Below are 15,722 nucleotides of genomic sequence, written 5' to 3'. Positions count from 1 at the left end.
GTGCACTGTTATGAAGTGTATCGCGCGAAGCTACTTTAATTACATCATTACGGGATGTGGTTGTGTGGACGTCTGTCATATATCTGTTTTTTTTTTTTTTTTTTTTTTGTTTTTTTTTTAATAACGATTAGTGTTGAGTTATTGTCTTAAAATCGATGATTTTGACTTTGAAAGCTGGTGTATAGATGATCAATGAAGATCTTAATTTTTTCTGGTTGTTGACGAGTGTAAGGATACACCGCATAAATACCCAAACATTTGGCGGTTTCGTCTTTAAATAACTGAATCAGACTGCCTTGCTTTAAGTCTTCATAAACCAAGACACGCGGTACATAGATGATTCCCTGCCCTAACAGCGCCACATTTCTCAATACCGAAGAGTTGTTGGTACAGAGGTTACCGTCGACTGTAATTTGATACACCTCGTCTCCCTCTTTAAACGCCCACTCACGCGCCCCGGTTTCTTGGTAGGAATAAACCAAACAATTGTGCTTATCCAAGGCTTGAGGTTGCTTAGGAATGCCATGTTTAGCAAGGTATTGAGGTGACGCACAAACAATCCAATTGGCATCCACCAGCTTTCTTGCGATCAGGCTAGAATCTGGCAACACACCCGTTCTAATTGCCAGATCAAAACGTTCATTCACGATATCGACGAAACGATTATCTAGATCCATATCGATATTGATGTCAGGGTATTTCTGATTAAACTCATTGATCACTTGAGGAAGAATTAACTCACCAGAGATAGTGGGTACAGAAACTTTAATGTTTCCAGATAAATTCTTACCTAACCCCACAATGGATTCTTCTGCCGTTGCCACCGCTTGATAAACGGCTTTTGCATGAGTAAAGAACGCTCGCCCTGCCTCCGTCAACGTTAACGTTCGCGTTGTTCGGTAAAGAAGCTGTACACCAAGCTCTTGCTCAAGCTTCGCGATGCGTTTACTGACAACCGATTTGGTCAATGACATGTGTCTTGCAGCAGCACTGAATGAGCCTTGCTCGATCAGGTGATAGAAAATGATGTAATCGTCGGTATTTCTCATGCGTCTTCGTCAAATCCTTTGTAGACCGATATTGTAAACGGATATTGGTCAATCTGCGAAATATCGGGTCACACTTAACAGCATAACTGGTGACAGAAACAAGGGTTATAACCACAGTTCAAGAAATTGAGATGGCGTAAATTTATCAATATTCAGATACAAAAAAACCAGCTTTCGCTGGTTTTAAGTTGATGCACTTGGCATCGAGATATCGCAATTGCCATATCTGAATAATTTGGAGCGACACACGAGGTTCGAACTCGTGACCTCAACCTTGGCAAGGTTGCGCTCTACCAACTGAGCTAGTGTCGCATTGATTCTCGAAAGCCATTCACTCTCAAAAGAATAATGGAGGCGCCTCCCGGAGTCGAACCGAGGTCCACGGATTTGCAATCCGCTGCATAGCCACTCTGCCAAGGCGCCTTTTTTACTTCGCTTCAGGGCTCTTCCCCGTTGCGTTGGTGGCTACTTTACGGATTGAGAGAAGATAGTCAAACAAAAATCTTTCATTTTCTGTTTGTTTGATTTCTTTTAAGCCAATTAGACCAAAGTTCGATCTTATCGGCTTAAAACGAAGCAATATAAATCTAGCTTCCTGTACGTTTTACTCAATAGAATTTCAATGTCACTTAGTAATTACCGACCCGTTTAAGCAACCTGCCCACAACATTAGGATGATAAGACCACGTGTGATCAAACATCGACATCAATGCCGGGTTTCCGTATTTAGATAGGCTGATCGCGTGAAAACGGTTTTTCTTCGCTTTAAGCGCATCCACTTTGGCAAGCAACTCGTCTTGTTGTTTTGGCGCGATAAAGTCGGAAATGACCACCATATCGGCATTTTTGTACTTATCACCGCTCATCAAGTCGATAGATTTGATCAAAGTTGGCTCTAAGTCTGTACCACCATGGAAGCTATAAGTTAAAAAGTCCGCCGCCTCGCGCAGACCATCTTGTTTGGTTAGCTCATACGTAATGTGTTCCGTCGAAAAAATAATGACATAGCAATCACGTTGCTCCGCTAATGCAATTTGCATCAGCGCATAAGCCATGGCTTTGGCGCATTGTTCAGGAAACCCGCTCATTGAGCCGGACGCGTCCACACACACAATAAACGGTCCTTTTTCGATATCTACCGCTTTGTTGTCAGGTCGGTGAGCTTTAACTTTACGTAACGTGCGCGATTTGCCCTGTGTACGGTAGTTCATAAGTCGTTTATCGACTAAGTGTTTATAGAACACGACCTCGAGTTCAGGATACGCCAAAAACATCGTTTCGTTGGGAAGTAGCTTATTTAAATCATCGCTTTCGTGAATGCCGACAATATCATCTGTCGCTTCATCACTCTTCTCTTCGATCATTTGTAGCTCTTCAGTAGGTGCGCGGTTAAGTTCGGGATCATTCACTTGCCCCGCCATACGGCCAAGTTGCTCGGCTATTTCTTGCAAGCCTTGGTGCTTCTTCAGAAACTCCGCATGGCGTTTCATCACTGTTAAGTCAGTTTTGCTCAACTTGGCAGATGCCATATCCCATAAGCGCCCTAAACTTTCAGCATCACCCGACTCCGTGACCTTATCCATATTACGCATGGTCTCCATACGCTGATACAGGTCATTCAGCACTTTCTCTTTATTGGCCTCAAGCTCGCTTACTTGCGCTTGCTTAATCGCATCGGCTAGACTTTGGTACCATTGATCACAGAAGTAATGTGGGAACATGGGATTATTCATCCCCTTGTTCTTCTCCATCATTCGGCGAGCCTGCATATAAAAAGCGGAGTGCCACTCAAGCTTTTTAATCACATCTTCGATGTTTTCGAAAAACGCCTCTTCATCCCAGTGAATGACTTCTTGATATAAAGACAGCTCTTGTTGGAAACGCTCTGTCTCACATACCTTGGTAATCCGTTTTTTAACACTGCCCCTCCACTTTAATAAGTGGCCTTTGACTGAAGATTTAACGCCTCGGTTTTCTGCCATCATCATGACTTGTGAACGCGCCATTAAATCATTAACTGCACTATCGATGATGCCAGAGTCGGCTACCATCAGCGCGAGGTTAAGTCCGTCTGCACCTAGCATGTCGTCTCCTTATGAGAAAAACTGATGTAAGTTTTTAAAGCGTTGGATAACTTTTTCGCTTTCAGCTTGGATAGACTCAAGTCTCTGACTGACCTGCTGCAGACTCGACTCCATTAGGCGTGGTAGTTCAGGATCAACAAAGCTATGCGGAAGCGCATCATGGAAATTCGCTTTTACCTTGCGCATATGGTGCTCTGCTTCACTGAGTTGATTTACGGCTTTTTCACTCTGCGTTAACCACTTTTGGTAAAGCTCTACATCCAAGCCCTCTTGAGTCACTAAGCTCACCAGAATGCCTCGGTTTGCGATATCACGGATAACTAGGTTATTTGCGGCATCAACATCAAATCGTAAACGACACATGTTGGTGTTTTGATTGACGTAGCCATACACATCACCGTGTCCCTCTTTGATGACTCGGTCTAGTTCATCTTTTGGCACGTAAACCCAGCGGCTATCGCCTTTCTCTGACTCTGAAACCGACATGTTGCTTTGCAAAATAACCAATTTAACTAAGTTAACGGCTGCGCCAACTTTGTAGGTCTTAGCTTTAGAGGTATCAAAACGCATGGTTTCTTTGCGCAGAATACCCGTTGCCGCTTCAGACGTTAACGTCATGCGGTAGGCATCTTCAAGCTCATGCTGAACATCGACCAAAGACTCGCGACAGTATTCAATTTCCTGTTCGGCGTCTTGTTGGTCAAATGCATGTTTTAGGGCGAACTCTTGGACCACTTCGCGTACCACGTCTCGCGATTCAGGGCTGTTCCATAAACAATCTTGCAGCAACAGTAGATCAAGTGGGTTGATTTCATCGCGGCCATTAAAAAACGCGCTCGCTTTTAGCAATTTCACGGCTTTCTTCCAGCGGCGGTCAGACACATACATGTCGGTATTAGCGACATCGCCAAACTGAGCTTCGACTTTGCTTTCTAACATCGTTTTAAGCTGGAAAAGCTTCTCGAATGCATTATCGGTTAACGTCAGCTTGTCGAGCTGCTGTTGCCATTGATGATATTCTTCATCTGTTATTGCTAGCCCTTCTGGCACTTGCGCCTCTTGTGACGTGCCTACCGTCAACATCGACTTAAAGTTTTGTTTATTCTGAATTCGATTCACAAACACGCGCACCAACATGCGGTCATAGAGTGCATCCAAACCGCTGTCTTCATCTGGCAGTTCATTGGAAGCCGATACCAACAAACGCATTGGCACACGCTCAATATCGCTGCCATTTTTGAACGTTTTCTCATTGACCACTGTCAGCAATGTATTCAGAATGGCGGGGCCCGCCTTCCAGATTTCATCTAAAAATACGACTTGTGCGGTTGGCAAATACCCTTTAGTTAAGCGAACATAACGACCGTTATCTTTGAGTTCTTGAATACTCAGTGGCCCAAAAACTTCTTCAGGTGTTGAGAATCGAGTCATCAGGTATTCAAAGTAACTGCTATTATCGAACGCTTGGATAAGTCGCTTGGCAATTAAGCTTTTTGCAATGCCAGGTGGACCTAAAAGAAAAACACTTTCACCAGCAAGTGCCGCAAGGAGGCAGAGCTTGATGGTATGTTCGCGTTCATAAACGCCATCCGTTAACGCTTTAGCCAACTTGTTGATGCGTTCTGAGAGAAGCGCTTTTTCGGCATTTGAGGCAAATAAGGTTTGTGTCATACGTTCTCCGGCTGCTGAACTGGTATTGCGTTAACATTTTTATACACTTGTTATAACTTTGTTACAAATGTATTTTGTTGAATTCCCCTTATAGCAGATGCTTACCCCCTTCTTTAGCAAGCAATCAAAGTTTCCATTTATGAGATACAGCTCACTGAAAGTGCAAACGCTTTCGTCGTGTTGCAACATTTTTTGCTTTTGTTTCCCACCATTTGTGGTTAATGTCGAAAAACGTCAAAATGCGGTAACAGCTAGGGTTAATAACTGCATGAGCAAAATAATTCATAAATGGAAGCAAATTTCTCTGATTGAAGAAGAGGTTATGCTTCCTACAGGACAGGCAATTACGCACACCACAATCCATCACCCGGGCGCTGTGGTGATTCTCCCGATTACAACGGAAGGAGAGATAGTCCTTGTCCATCAATTTCGCCCTTCACTTAATAAATGGCTTTTGGAGCTTCCTGCTGGTACAAGAGAAGGCAATGAAGACCCTCTCTGCTGCGCGAAAAGAGAGCTAGAAGAAGAAACGGGCTATAGTGCAGAAAAATTCACCTCTCTCGGCCAAGTCACTCCCCTTGCCGGATTTTGTGATGAGATACAGTACCTATTTGTTGCTGAGAAGCTCAGCCAAACCAACCGTTACGAATGTGATGAAGATGAAGTGATTGAGGTTGTTACCTTGTCACTCCAACAACTCGAAGACAAGATTATTGATGGCACAATTACCGATGCCAAAACGATCGCTTGTTTAAGCAAAGCGCGCCTTTGCGGATATATTTAGGACTTTGACCAAGGAGACATTCATGGATTTTCGATCAGATACCGTTACACAGCCTACCCAAGCCATGCGAGAGGCCATGTTTAAGGCCCCCGTTGGGGATGATGTTTATGGTGATGACCCTACGGTCAATGAGCTTGAGGAGTTTGCCGCAGAGCTTGCAGGATTCGAAGCGGCTTTGTTTACCACTTCAGGCACGCAAGCCAATCTGCTCGGCCTAATGGCGCATTGTGAACGCGGAGATGAATATCTGTGTGGGCAGCAAGCACATAACTACAAGTACGAAGCCGGCGGCGCAGCAGTACTTGGGTCAATTCAACCTCAACCAGTCGAAAATAACCCAGATGGCACACTCCCATTTGATAAACTGGCAGCGGCGATTAAGCCAGATGATTGTCACTTTGCTCGTACCAAGCTGCTCAGCTTAGAAAACACGATTAATGGTAAAGTATTACCTCTGTCTTATTTAGCAGAAGCACGTGACTTCGTGAATAAACATAACTTGCAGATGCATCTAGATGGCGCTCGCGTTTTTAATGCAGCCGCTGCGCTTGATGTTCCGGTAAAAGAAATCGGTCAGTATTTTGATTCAATGACGATTTGTCTGTCGAAAGGTTTGGCTGCCCCTGTTGGTTCGTTACTGCTTGGTAGCAAAGAGTACATCGCAAAAGCACGTCGCTTAAGAAAGATGGTCGGCGGTGGTATGCGTCAAGCGGGTATTCTTGCCGCAGCAGGCAAACTCGCCCTTACCGAACAAGTGGAACAGCTAAAACAAGATCATACCAACGCAAAAACCTTAGCGGAAGGTTTAGCTGAACTGCCTGGTTTTTCAGTCAACCCTGAATTTGTTCAAACGAATATCGTATTCGCGAAACTTGATCCTCAAGTGGACATAGTAAATATCGCTGCGAAACTAAAGGAACAAAATATCACGATAACACCTGGAAACCCCATTCGTTTCGTGACTCATAAAGACATTTCAGCGCAAGATATCGACAATTTCTTATCAAGCATTAAATCTCTGCTTTAGTTTGATTTTGATCATTGAGCTTCCCCTAAGGGGAAGCTTTATTGTATCGATATGACTTTTTAGCGAATAGACAATCTTCATGTTCAGATTTGTACTTCTAACCTCTCTTATTTTCTCTTCCGCTAGCCATGCCGCGCCTTTTGGTGATGCTGATAAAGGTAAAATCAAATCCCCTAGCTGCGTCTATTGTCATGGTGCAACAGGCGTCGCAGGTAATGATGCCTATCCAAATCTTGCAGGTCAAAATGCCCAGTATCTATACGATGCGATGAAGTCTTACCAAGCAGGCGAACGTAAAGGGCCGCTTGCCGAAATGATGGGCGCACAATTAAGAATGTTAAATGATGAGGATCTTCGTGATGTCGCTGCATTTTATGCAGAACAGACGCAAGACAAATGATTTGTTTATCTCGGCTCACAACAAGAGCTTGTGAGCCCTCGACCCGAGCCAAAACATTTAACCAAACTTTGCTTGTAAAATAATCACAATGACTTCACTTCAAATATTTGATGAATTTATAGTTCAATATTTCCATCAATGTTGACTTTTTATTCTGTTTTATTGATATTTCATGCTTCATTGAATTTAACGTGAAGTAAGTTATGTCTCACACACATGCGCAACCAACGGACTCGGTTGCTACACCCAAATCATGGCAGATGCCAGATACCCTCATTTTGATCTTCATTGTTGGTATTCTCGCTGCGATTCTTACCTACTTAATTCCTGCTGGCCATTTTGACAGTCAGCAAGTGACTTATATGGTCGATGGTGCAGAAAAAACTCGCACGGTTATCGATCCATCTTCTTTCTCTTATGCAACCGACGAAAACGGTGAATTGGTTTACAACAAGGTTGGCCTGTTTGCTTCTGGTGGTGGCATTGGTTTAATGAACTTCCCATTCGAAGGGCTAGTTTCAGGCTCTAAATGGGGCAGCGCGATCGGCGTGATTATGTTCATGTTGGTTATCGGTGGTGCTTTCGGCGTTGTAATGCGAACAGGCACCATCGACAACGGTATCTTGCGCCTTATCGATAAGACCAAAGGTAACGAAGCGCTATTCATTCCAGTGCTATTTTTGCTGTTCTCTCTGGGCGGTGCGGTATTTGGTATGGGTGAAGAAGCCGTAGCATTTGCGATTATTATCGCTCCGCTTATGGTTCGCCTTGGTTACGATGGTATCACTACGGTAATGGTGACCTACGTGGCGACTCAAATTGGTTTCGCAACATCTTGGATGAACCCTTTCTCTGTTGCTATTGCACAAGGTATTGCGGGAGTACCTGTTTTATCCGGCATGACAGTGCGCATGGGGTTATGGGCTGGCTTTACGTTAATCGGTATCGCCTTCACCATGATCTACGCCGCTCGCGTGAAGTCAAACCCAGAACTTTCTTACAGTCACCGCACAGACAAATACTTCCGTCAGCAAGAGCTTGGCAATCAAGATTCTCGTTGGAATATCGGCGATACACTCGTTATTCTTACGGTTATTGCAACCACAGTATGGGTTGTTTGGGGCGTGGTCGCTAACGCATGGTACATCCCAGAAATCGCTTCTCAATTCTTCACTATGGGCTTTGTTGTCGCGATCATCGGTACGATTTTTCGCTTAAACGGTATGACGCTCAACTGCGCAGCCGATGCGTTTAAGGAGGGGGCGGCTATTATGCTTGCTCCTGCTCTATTGGTTGGTTGTGCGAAAGGTGTGTTACTTATCCTAGGTGGCGGTACGACTGATGAAGCGAGTGTACTGAATTCTATTCTGAACAGTGCTGGCGGCGTGATCAGTGGGCTTCCTGACGTAGCTGCGGCATGGTTAATGTATGTATTCCAATCTATCTTCAACTTCTTCGTTACTTCCGGATCTGGACAAGCGGCACTGACGATGCCTTTATTAGCACCATTGGCGGATATTGCAGGTGTCACGCGCCAAGTTGCCGTTTTGTCGTTCCAACTTGGAGATGGCTTTACCAACGTTATCGTCCCTACTTCAGCATCCTTGATGGCAACGCTTGGTGTTTGCCGCATCGACTGGGGTGATTGGGCAAAATTCTGCTGGCGATTTATCCTATTACTCTTTACCCTGTCGAGTGTCGTCGTTATCGCAGCTCACATAATGGGGTTTGCGTAAAACGAAATCAATTGGCACAAGGCGAGACACGTTCTCGCCTTATTAATACTCTTCGTATGGCGACGTTAAGGTTTTAGATTGGCTTATGGTTTTGGAGTGGTAACTTTAATGGCAACACAACTTCTCGATGACATGATTCAAGGTCATCAAGTGATTCAATCTCTCAATGTAGCAGACCTAGGTCCGGGTGAGCATAAGTTTTGGTTCCGCATCGCAACCAACGCGCTCTCTCAGTGGCAACATCTTCCTGTTTTAGTATTCAAAGGTGAAAAACCTGGCAAGAAAATCATGATCACCGCAGGGGTTCATGGTGATGAATATAATGGTGTGTTAGCAGCGCAGAAGACCGCTAGAGAACTCATTGGCACTGAAGTCGCTGGTACTGTCACGATTGTTCCAACCATTAACATGCCAGGTATGCTAAACCACAGCCGCGATTTCTATTCCGCAGACCCGGATGCGTCTCCTGCAAACTTAAACCGCTTTTTCCCTGGTGACCAAAACGGCAATGAGGCACAACGCTACTTATATGCATTGTGGAATGATCTGCTCAAGCCAAATGCTGATTTAGCCATTGACCTTCACACTCAAACCAGTGGTGCGGCCTACCCACTATACGTGTTTGCAGACTTCCGAATTGAGCAATCATTAGAAATGGCTCGTCTCATTAATCCTGATGCGATTTTAAATGATCCCGGAGATGCTGGCGTCCTTGAAACCGTTTGGAATAACCATGGTGTCCCAAGCATTACGGTTGAAGTGGGTTTGGGGCGCTACACAGAGCAAAAACTCATTAGTCGAACCGTATCAGGCATTTTAAATGTGTTGAAGCAGCATAACGTCGTAGAAGGTGAGATAGAGCCTATCACTTCATGCTTGGAAGGAAACGAGATCGTCAGTGTGAAAGCGACACATGGCGGCTTTGTACTACCTCATGTCGGTTTGATGGATTTTGTCGAGCAAGGCCAACTGGTTGCGATTCAATACGACAGCTTTGGCACTGAAGTTGAGCGCTACACCGCCCCTACAAGTGGTACAGTGCTCAGCCACAATGTGGAATCTATTCGGGCGCCTGGCTCTCTGATCGTTCGTTTGATTAAGTAAACCATAACCGTTTGTCGATAAATCAACCTTTCGACGCTCACTCAAATTTATATAAGCCCCATCACGAGTAATCACAAATGATGGGGCTATATTTTTGATTACATGAAGTTACAAGGTAACAAAATATTCCAAGCAAAACTCAAAACCGCTAGACAGAAACTCCGCTTCTGTTGATTTTAGAAGTCACATTGATGAACTTAAAACTGTCGTCCACTCTCTTGATCAACGAGAATTAGCTCATCTAACGCGAAACCTTTCTCTTTAGCAACCTGCTTAAAACGCTCCAGGATTTTCTCATCAACGTTGGGTGTTCTAGACAATAGCCACAAGTAGTCGTGGTTGTAACCGGAGACAAACGCATAGTCATAGTTTTCACCTAGCTCAAACACAATGTAAGAAGAATAGATTGGCCCAAAAAAGGAGACTTTTAAGTGCCCAACCGTTTCGTCTTCAACAAAATAAGCTTTACCTTCAGCTTCGGACCACTGTTGATCTTCTTCTGAATATCCGCGGTTTGTCACCTTAACCCCACCATCCTCGCGAAGCCGATACTCGGCCGTAACGTTGGATAGACCACGCTCAAACGAATGATCGAGCCGTGCGATTTCGTACCACTTGCCTAGATAAGGCTCTAAATCAAAATTGTTAACTGGCTCCACCCCATCAGGTTTAGAGGTACAGCCAAATAAAGTAACAAGTGATAAAAGTAATAATGTTTTTAGCGATTTCATACAACACCTAAATTTGATTTAGTGATTGATTTTACTGTAGAAGGTAGCAAATCGATCACTAAGTCGCACCACTGTCCCATAGGTACGTAGCTACACATCACAGTTCTTCATTATCAATAGCATGCTGAACACCAAAACCTCGTTATGTCAGCAATTCCCTAACAATATTGTTCTATGTTTTACTTACAAGTTGGTCATACTTGTATATTTTGTCAGCATTTAACCGTATGCATATAGAAACTTTGCACAATATAGACATACGCTGTCATATCACCCTCCTATAATACGTCGCGATATAGACAGAGGTTATTGTTATGAAATTAAAAACAGTGTCAGTTTGTGCACTTTTGGTATTGCTTGCGGGTTGCCAGCAGGAAAACCCAAGCCAAGCGACACAATTAACAACCTCGGCAGATGTATGTAATACACAAGGAAACATGCCAGGTGGGTGGAATGAGTTTAATGCTACCCCTGATGCACAAAAGGCAATGGCTTTTGTTTTGAAAAGAATGGACACAATAGCGTCGTTCAAACAAATACTGAACGTTCACGCGCAAATCGTTAGCGGCGTCAACTATGCCATTGAGTTTGAATTGGATGATGGCTCTATTTGGAATACAGTTGTTTATCGCAACCTAGATGGTGAGTATGCGATTACCCAATCGCCAAAAGAAGGCCACTTTTGCGAACAGTAGCGATTAAGTAAGAAAGCCCCTAGGTAGGGGGCTTTGGGTTTTGTGATAGCAACGGAATTAGACAGCGAAGCTACATTGAGATTTGACCGATACTGTCGAACCGAGTCTTGATGGTTCAACATCAATCCTCTGCGCCATTTGTTCTTTTAACTCAGAAACGTGAGAAATAACACCGATCATGCGTCCAGTCTGTTGTAAATCCACTAACGTTTGAATGGCGAGATCCAAAGACTCTGGGTCTAAACTACCGAACCCCTCATCAATGAATAAAGTGTCTAAACGGATACCACCACTATAGGATTGCACAACATCCGACAAGCCAAGCGCCAATGCAAGCGCTGCCATAAACGATTCACCACCGGAAAGTGTTGCAACATCACGTGTTTTTCCTGTGTAGCCATCTTCAACCATTAAGTCTAAGCCGCGACCCGCAGCGCCTTTGAAGCCCTCTGTTTTTCGAGCAAGAATATAGCGCCCTTTACTCATGAGGCTTAAACGTTGAGAGGCCTGAATCAATACATCATCCAACAGTACACCAAGAACAAAGCGATGTAGGCTAACCCTGCTGCCTGTTTTACCGCTGGCAACGTCGTATAACGTACCAAACACTTTGTACTCTTCTTCTAACTTGCTATTTTTCTCATGCAGCGTAGCAATATCTTTACGAACTTTTTCAATTCGCTCAAAGGTTGAGCGCGTGGTATCGAGCTGATTCCTTACTTCAATATACTGCGCCTGCAGAGTGGTTAAGCTGTCGTTAAGTGAATCCAAGTCCGGTCTTTCAAGCGCTTTCAATGCATGGTTTAAATCATGTAGTGTTTGTTCAAGCTTGGTTTGTGTCTGTTTGAAGTTGTCTATTTCTTTCTGCCACGCTTGAAGCTCATCATCTGTCACTCTGCTATTTAGATAACTGCTTTCATCCTCAAATTTACTCGCCTGTAATGCCTCATTCCACGCTAATTCTGCTTGGCTAAGCTTTTGTTCTGACTCAGATAGCCACTGCTTGTTCGTCACTAACTGACTTTCAGCATTCGATTGCGCTAATACCGCTTGCTGCAAAGCGTTTTGCGCCTTTTCTAAACCTGTATTCAAGGTCAGAATTTGCTCTTTTGTGAGCAAAATGTCACGCTCAAGCGCATCAACGGAACTGTATTTCGGATCAATGGAAGATTGTAATTGAGTCAATTGTTCTTGGTTTGCTTGAACGGTTGATTCATTTGCCGCCATTTGATTCTGCAGCTCATGAATTTTATTTTCACCCACTAAGCAGCGTTGATTAAGCTGTTCAACGTTCTTTTCTAGCTTTTCAATATCAATAGATTGTAGACGTAGAAGTTGATCATTAAGCGCCTGCAACTCAGTTTGAACCGTCGAGATCTCAGATGCTGCATGCTCACCAAGCTCTTCTTTCAACTGGTCGATTTGATTCTGATGCTGAATAATGACAACGTTATGTTGTTCTTGCTGATTACTTAGCTGGTTCAGTGAGGTTTGAGCTTCTCTTTCTTTCACTCTGGCAGCCTGAACTTGCTCTTTTGTAACGACTTCTTCAACAAACGTCGCAGGGTTAGGATGCGCTTGGCTGCCACATACCGGACATGCTTCACCTGCCTTTAGTCGCTGCGCTAATACTGCCGCTTGAGCGTTGTGCCACTTAAGCTCTATCGTATCAGCGGCTTGTTGACACTGCATATAGCGCTGACTGGCCTCCTGTAATGACTGCTGCTTGCTTACGGTTAACGCCGTGAGTTTAGAGAGCTCCAAAGTAAGACCATGCAGCTTTTGTAGATCCTGTAGTAGTCGTTGTTTTTGTTTTATTTCCGCATCGATGCTGCCAACAAGCGCAACATCTACTCGGGCTTGCTCTAGATCTTTCTGGCCCTGTTGCGCCTGAAACGCCAACTTGTCTTTCAGCTCTATGTACTGTTTTAACGTTGCTTCAAATTGTTGCTTTTGTTGATGACCTGCCGTTATTTTTCTTTCCAAGTTGGCTTTTTCAACCAACTTGTCTTTCATGCTTTCAAGTTGATACTGCAGTTGCGTTAACTGTGGGACTTTTGCCGCGGCTTCTTTTGCACTTTGCTGCAAGTTTTCTTTTTCTTTCGTAACAGCATTGGCTTTATCAAGGCTCTCTTTCAAAGCTACGATTTTTTGTCTGAGCTCTTGAGTTTGAGTTTTTGCATTTTGTAATGAGACGTAGGGTAATTCTATCTTATTGGCATTTTTAGCATTTTCTAATTGCTGTTGACGAACTTTTATCGAGTCTGAGTGTTCTAGATGCAGCTTGAGTGCGTTTTCTGCTTGCTCTCGTTTCGAAAACTCTCCATTAATAGTTTCCGCTTTTTGCAATTCAGATTTAGCAACATTTAGCTTATCTAACGAAGCTTGTTCTTTCTTTCTATCGACCTCTAGCTGCTCAGTTGCTTGTTCAAGCTGGTGTAATAATTCCTGCTCTGAACTCACTCCTGCAACTTGTAAAGCGCCTCGAATTTGATTATCAAATTCATCTTTCGCTTTACTGATTGCGCTCGCTTTATCTTTGAGCGCGTACTCAATTTTTTTATATATGTCCGTTTGAAAGAGCTGACCAAAAATTTCTTCGCGCTCTTTAGAACTAGCAAGCAACAGCTCCCGGAATTTTCCTTGAGGCAATACCATTACTTGGCGAAATTGCGTTTCATTCAAACCAATAATATTGCTCACTTCTGTTTTAACTTGAGTCGTCTTGCTAGTGATGAGCTTTTCGGTCTCGCCGAGTTCATAAAGAGCCGCAGTGTGCTTTTTTACCGTCATCCCTTCACCACGCGCTTTGGGCGCTTCCTGCTCTGGAGATCGCACAACTCGGTATTGTTTGCCATGTAACGAAAATTCTAGAACGACTTCGGTTGGTAAGTCTTGCGCCGATAAGTCACATCGCATCTGGATGCCTTGCCGCTCATTACCGGTAGTTTCACCGTAAAGGGCAAAGCAAATGGCATCTAAGATCGACGTTTTACCTGAGCCTGTAGGACCATTAATCAAAAACAGAGGGTTACGGCCAAGCTTTTCAAAGTCAATGACTTCGGTTTTTGCAAACGGACCAAAGGCTTGCATGGTAAGTTTAATTGGTTTCATCTTTGGTCCCTATTGCTGTGATAATTGCTTAATAATGTCAGTAACGGCTTGTTCTTGCTCTTGGGATAATTGACTATCTTGTGCCTCAATAAAAAAGTCTCGGAACATATCAATTTCGCTTCGGGCCAACTTTGCTTGCGCCATTTCCTGCTCTACCCCAATTAACATACCCGGTTTCTCAAGATGTAAAACGTTTGGATACACTGAACGAAGCTTTTCCATTGGATTTAAAATCGCATGTTTATCCATCAAACGAACTAACAAATAATCTTCATTTTTAGGGTCAGTCTTGCCCTGCTCTATGACTTTATCTAGCTCTCCCTCAACAATGCGCATTTCATGAGGGGCAATTAGCTCAATATGTTTAGCAGAGACAAATCCTTTCTTGTCTAGTTCGACTAACGTGAAGCCTTTCTTCTGGTTCTGTTCACCAAAACTATACTTCATAAGTGAACCAGAATAACGGATATGCTCTGCGCCTTTCTTCTGAGGCTGATGTAAATGACCAAGTGCGACGTAGTCGAAATCTAAGAAATGCTCATGACTTACGCGATCAGAGCCACCAATAGATAGTGGTCGTTCAGAGTCAGACTCAATAGCACCATCAACAAAACAGTGGCTAACGAGAACACGCCTTTGCTCTGAAATGAAATGCTCTCTTATTTGCTCTACAAGCAGTTGATGTGCCTCATCATGAGTTGATACCGAGGTTTTGTAGGCAAATCTGACCTGTTCAGGGTCGTTATAAGGCATGCCATAAAACGCTACCTCACCCGCAGAGTCCGTTTTTATGATGATGGGAGTTAGCATATCTTCAAAGTTACTAACAATATGAAGGCCTGCATTTTTCATTTGCTCTGAGCCAAAACCTAATCGTTCTGCACCATCATGGTTGCCAGATATCAATATCATCGGTGTTTTCAGTTCAGTACAAATACGCTTCACGACTCGATTTAGCAGTTCTATTGCAACCGTTGGTGGCACCGAACGGTCATAAATATCTCCCGCCACTACAACGGCATCGACGGGGTTGTGTTCAATATAGTTAATCAGTTGTTCGAGTACTGCTTGTTGATCTTCGAGTAGTGATACATTGTGGAATTGTCGACCAAGATGCCAATCTGAGGTGTGGATAAACTTCATTCGAATTCACTTTCCGCCAAATCTTTAAGCAAGGTTTGCTCCTGCAAGAATCCGAATTTCAGCCGTGTAAACATCAGAGTATTACGTGACTGGCTGAATCTGGCACAAACCAAAGCTCAATTTATTTAATTTGGGTTAGGATATCTTGAGTCGAACAGCTTTTCATGTAGTTTATGTTCTATGG

12 protein-coding genes and 2 tRNA genes are annotated in these 15,722 nt (G+C 43.8%); 6 read left to right on the top strand and 8 right to left on the bottom strand.

Annotated elements, in window-relative coordinates:
* Window positions 1-146: 146 nt before the first annotated feature.
* The 5 genes from EX191_RS08355 to EX191_RS08335 form a co-directional block, all read right to left on the bottom strand.
* Window positions 147-1,049 (bottom strand): LysR family transcriptional regulator, encoded by a 903-nt coding sequence (locus tag EX191_RS08355; protein ID WP_065645675.1) that lies wholly within the window; start codon window positions 1,047-1,049, stop codon window positions 147-149.
* Window positions 1,050-1,285: 236 nt separating this feature from the next.
* Window positions 1,286-1,361 (bottom strand) — tRNA-Gly (locus EX191_RS08350).
* Window positions 1,362-1,398: 37 nt separating this feature from the next.
* Window positions 1,399-1,472: transfer RNA gene (locus tag EX191_RS08345), tRNA-Cys, on the bottom strand.
* Window positions 1,473-1,678: 206 nt separating this feature from the next.
* On the bottom strand, window positions 1,679-3,133 hold the full coding sequence (viaA, locus tag EX191_RS08340; RefSeq protein ID WP_193447534.1) for an ATPase RavA stimulator ViaA: 1,455 nt from the start codon (window positions 3,131-3,133) through the stop codon (window positions 1,679-1,681).
* Window positions 3,134-3,142: 9 nt separating this feature from the next.
* On the bottom strand, window positions 3,143-4,804 hold the full coding sequence (locus EX191_RS08335) for an ATPase RavA domain-containing protein (protein ID WP_005396405.1): 1,662 nt from the start codon (window positions 4,802-4,804) through the stop codon (window positions 3,143-3,145).
* A 268-nt stretch (window positions 4,805-5,072) separates the two neighbouring features.
* Here EX191_RS08335 and EX191_RS08330 point away from each other — a divergent pair, with 268 nt between their 5' ends.
* The 5 genes from EX191_RS08330 (at window position 5,073) to EX191_RS08310 (ending at window position 9,855) form a co-directional block, all read left to right on the top strand.
* Window positions 5,073-5,588, top strand: a complete 516-nt coding sequence (locus tag EX191_RS08330) for an NUDIX hydrolase (protein WP_193447533.1) — start codon at window positions 5,073-5,075, stop codon at window positions 5,586-5,588.
* A gap of 22 nt (window positions 5,589-5,610) precedes the next feature.
* The gene (gene ltaE / locus EX191_RS08325) at window positions 5,611-6,615 is read left to right on the top strand and encodes a low-specificity L-threonine aldolase (RefSeq protein ID WP_005396402.1); all 1,005 of its coding nucleotides are present in this window, start codon (window positions 5,611-5,613) and stop codon (window positions 6,613-6,615) included.
* Window positions 6,616-6,694: 79 nt separating this feature from the next.
* Complete coding sequence (locus tag EX191_RS08320; protein WP_005396401.1) at window positions 6,695-7,015, top strand: c-type cytochrome; 321 nt, start codon at window positions 6,695-6,697, stop codon at window positions 7,013-7,015.
* A 203-nt stretch (window positions 7,016-7,218) separates the two neighbouring features.
* A complete protein-coding gene (yfcC, locus tag EX191_RS08315) occupies window positions 7,219-8,751 on the top strand; it encodes a putative basic amino acid antiporter YfcC (protein WP_145472987.1) in 1,533 nt (510 codons plus the stop codon).
* A gap of 108 nt (window positions 8,752-8,859) precedes the next feature.
* A complete protein-coding gene (locus EX191_RS08310; RefSeq protein ID WP_193447532.1) occupies window positions 8,860-9,855 on the top strand; it encodes a succinylglutamate desuccinylase/aspartoacylase family protein in 996 nt (331 codons plus the stop codon).
* A gap of 197 nt (window positions 9,856-10,052) precedes the next feature.
* On the opposite strand, the gene EX191_RS08305 is transcribed toward EX191_RS08310, so the two are convergent.
* Complete coding sequence (locus EX191_RS08305; protein WP_047009233.1) at window positions 10,053-10,586, bottom strand: lipocalin family protein; 534 nt, start codon at window positions 10,584-10,586, stop codon at window positions 10,053-10,055.
* Window positions 10,587-10,900: 314 nt separating this feature from the next.
* Between EX191_RS08305 and EX191_RS08300 the strand changes: the two genes are divergently transcribed.
* The gene (locus tag EX191_RS08300) at window positions 10,901-11,281 is read left to right on the top strand and encodes a cystatin family protein (protein ID WP_005396397.1); all 381 of its coding nucleotides are present in this window, start codon (window positions 10,901-10,903) and stop codon (window positions 11,279-11,281) included.
* Between the two features lie 57 nt (window positions 11,282-11,338).
* Here EX191_RS08300 and EX191_RS08295 read toward each other — a convergent pair whose 3' ends face one another.
* A complete protein-coding gene (locus EX191_RS08295; protein ID WP_193447531.1) occupies window positions 11,339-14,395 on the bottom strand; it encodes an AAA family ATPase in 3,057 nt (1,018 codons plus the stop codon).
* A 9-nt stretch (window positions 14,396-14,404) separates the two neighbouring features.
* The gene (locus EX191_RS08290; protein WP_012842192.1) at window positions 14,405-15,538 is read right to left on the bottom strand and encodes an exonuclease SbcCD subunit D; all 1,134 of its coding nucleotides are present in this window, start codon (window positions 15,536-15,538) and stop codon (window positions 14,405-14,407) included.
* Window positions 15,539-15,722 lie beyond the last annotated feature (184 nt).

The organism is Vibrio chemaguriensis (genome assembly GCF_012275705.1).
Taxonomy (GTDB): domain Bacteria; phylum Pseudomonadota; class Gammaproteobacteria; order Enterobacterales; family Vibrionaceae; genus Vibrio; species Vibrio diabolicus.
This window is presented reverse-complemented; position numbering and strand designations above follow the sequence as displayed.

Excerpts from the sequence above, each read along its gene's own strand:
- EX191_RS08300 (WP_005396397.1), top strand. The coding sequence starts at position 10,901 with ATGAAATTAAAAACAGTGTCAGTTTGTGCACTTTTGGTATTGCTTGCG.
- EX191_RS08320 (WP_005396401.1), top strand. The coding sequence starts at position 6,695 with ATGTTCAGATTTGTACTTCTAACCTCTCTTATTTTCTCTTCCGCTAGC.
- EX191_RS08310 (WP_193447532.1), top strand. The coding sequence starts at position 8,860 with ATGGCAACACAACTTCTCGATGACATGATTCAAGGTCATCAAGTGATT.
- EX191_RS08295 (WP_193447531.1), bottom strand. The coding sequence starts at position 14,395 with ATGAAACCAATTAAACTTACCATGCAAGCCTTTGGTCCGTTTGCAAAA.
- EX191_RS08290 (WP_012842192.1), bottom strand. The coding sequence starts at position 15,538 with ATGAAGTTTATCCACACCTCAGATTGGCATCTTGGTCGACAATTCCAC.
- EX191_RS08330 (WP_193447533.1), top strand. The coding sequence starts at position 5,073 with ATGAGCAAAATAATTCATAAATGGAAGCAAATTTCTCTGATTGAAGAA.
- viaA (WP_193447534.1), bottom strand. The coding sequence starts at position 3,133 with ATGCTAGGTGCAGACGGACTTAACCTCGCGCTGATGGTAGCCGACTCT.
- ltaE (WP_005396402.1), top strand. The coding sequence starts at position 5,611 with ATGGATTTTCGATCAGATACCGTTACACAGCCTACCCAAGCCATGCGA.
- EX191_RS08335 (WP_005396405.1), bottom strand. The coding sequence starts at position 4,804 with ATGACACAAACCTTATTTGCCTCAAATGCCGAAAAAGCGCTTCTCTCA.
- yfcC (WP_145472987.1), top strand. The coding sequence starts at position 7,219 with ATGTCTCACACACATGCGCAACCAACGGACTCGGTTGCTACACCCAAA.
- EX191_RS08355 (WP_065645675.1), bottom strand. The coding sequence starts at position 1,049 with ATGAGAAATACCGACGATTACATCATTTTCTATCACCTGATCGAGCAA.
- EX191_RS08305 (WP_047009233.1), bottom strand. The coding sequence starts at position 10,586 with ATGAAATCGCTAAAAACATTATTACTTTTATCACTTGTTACTTTATTT.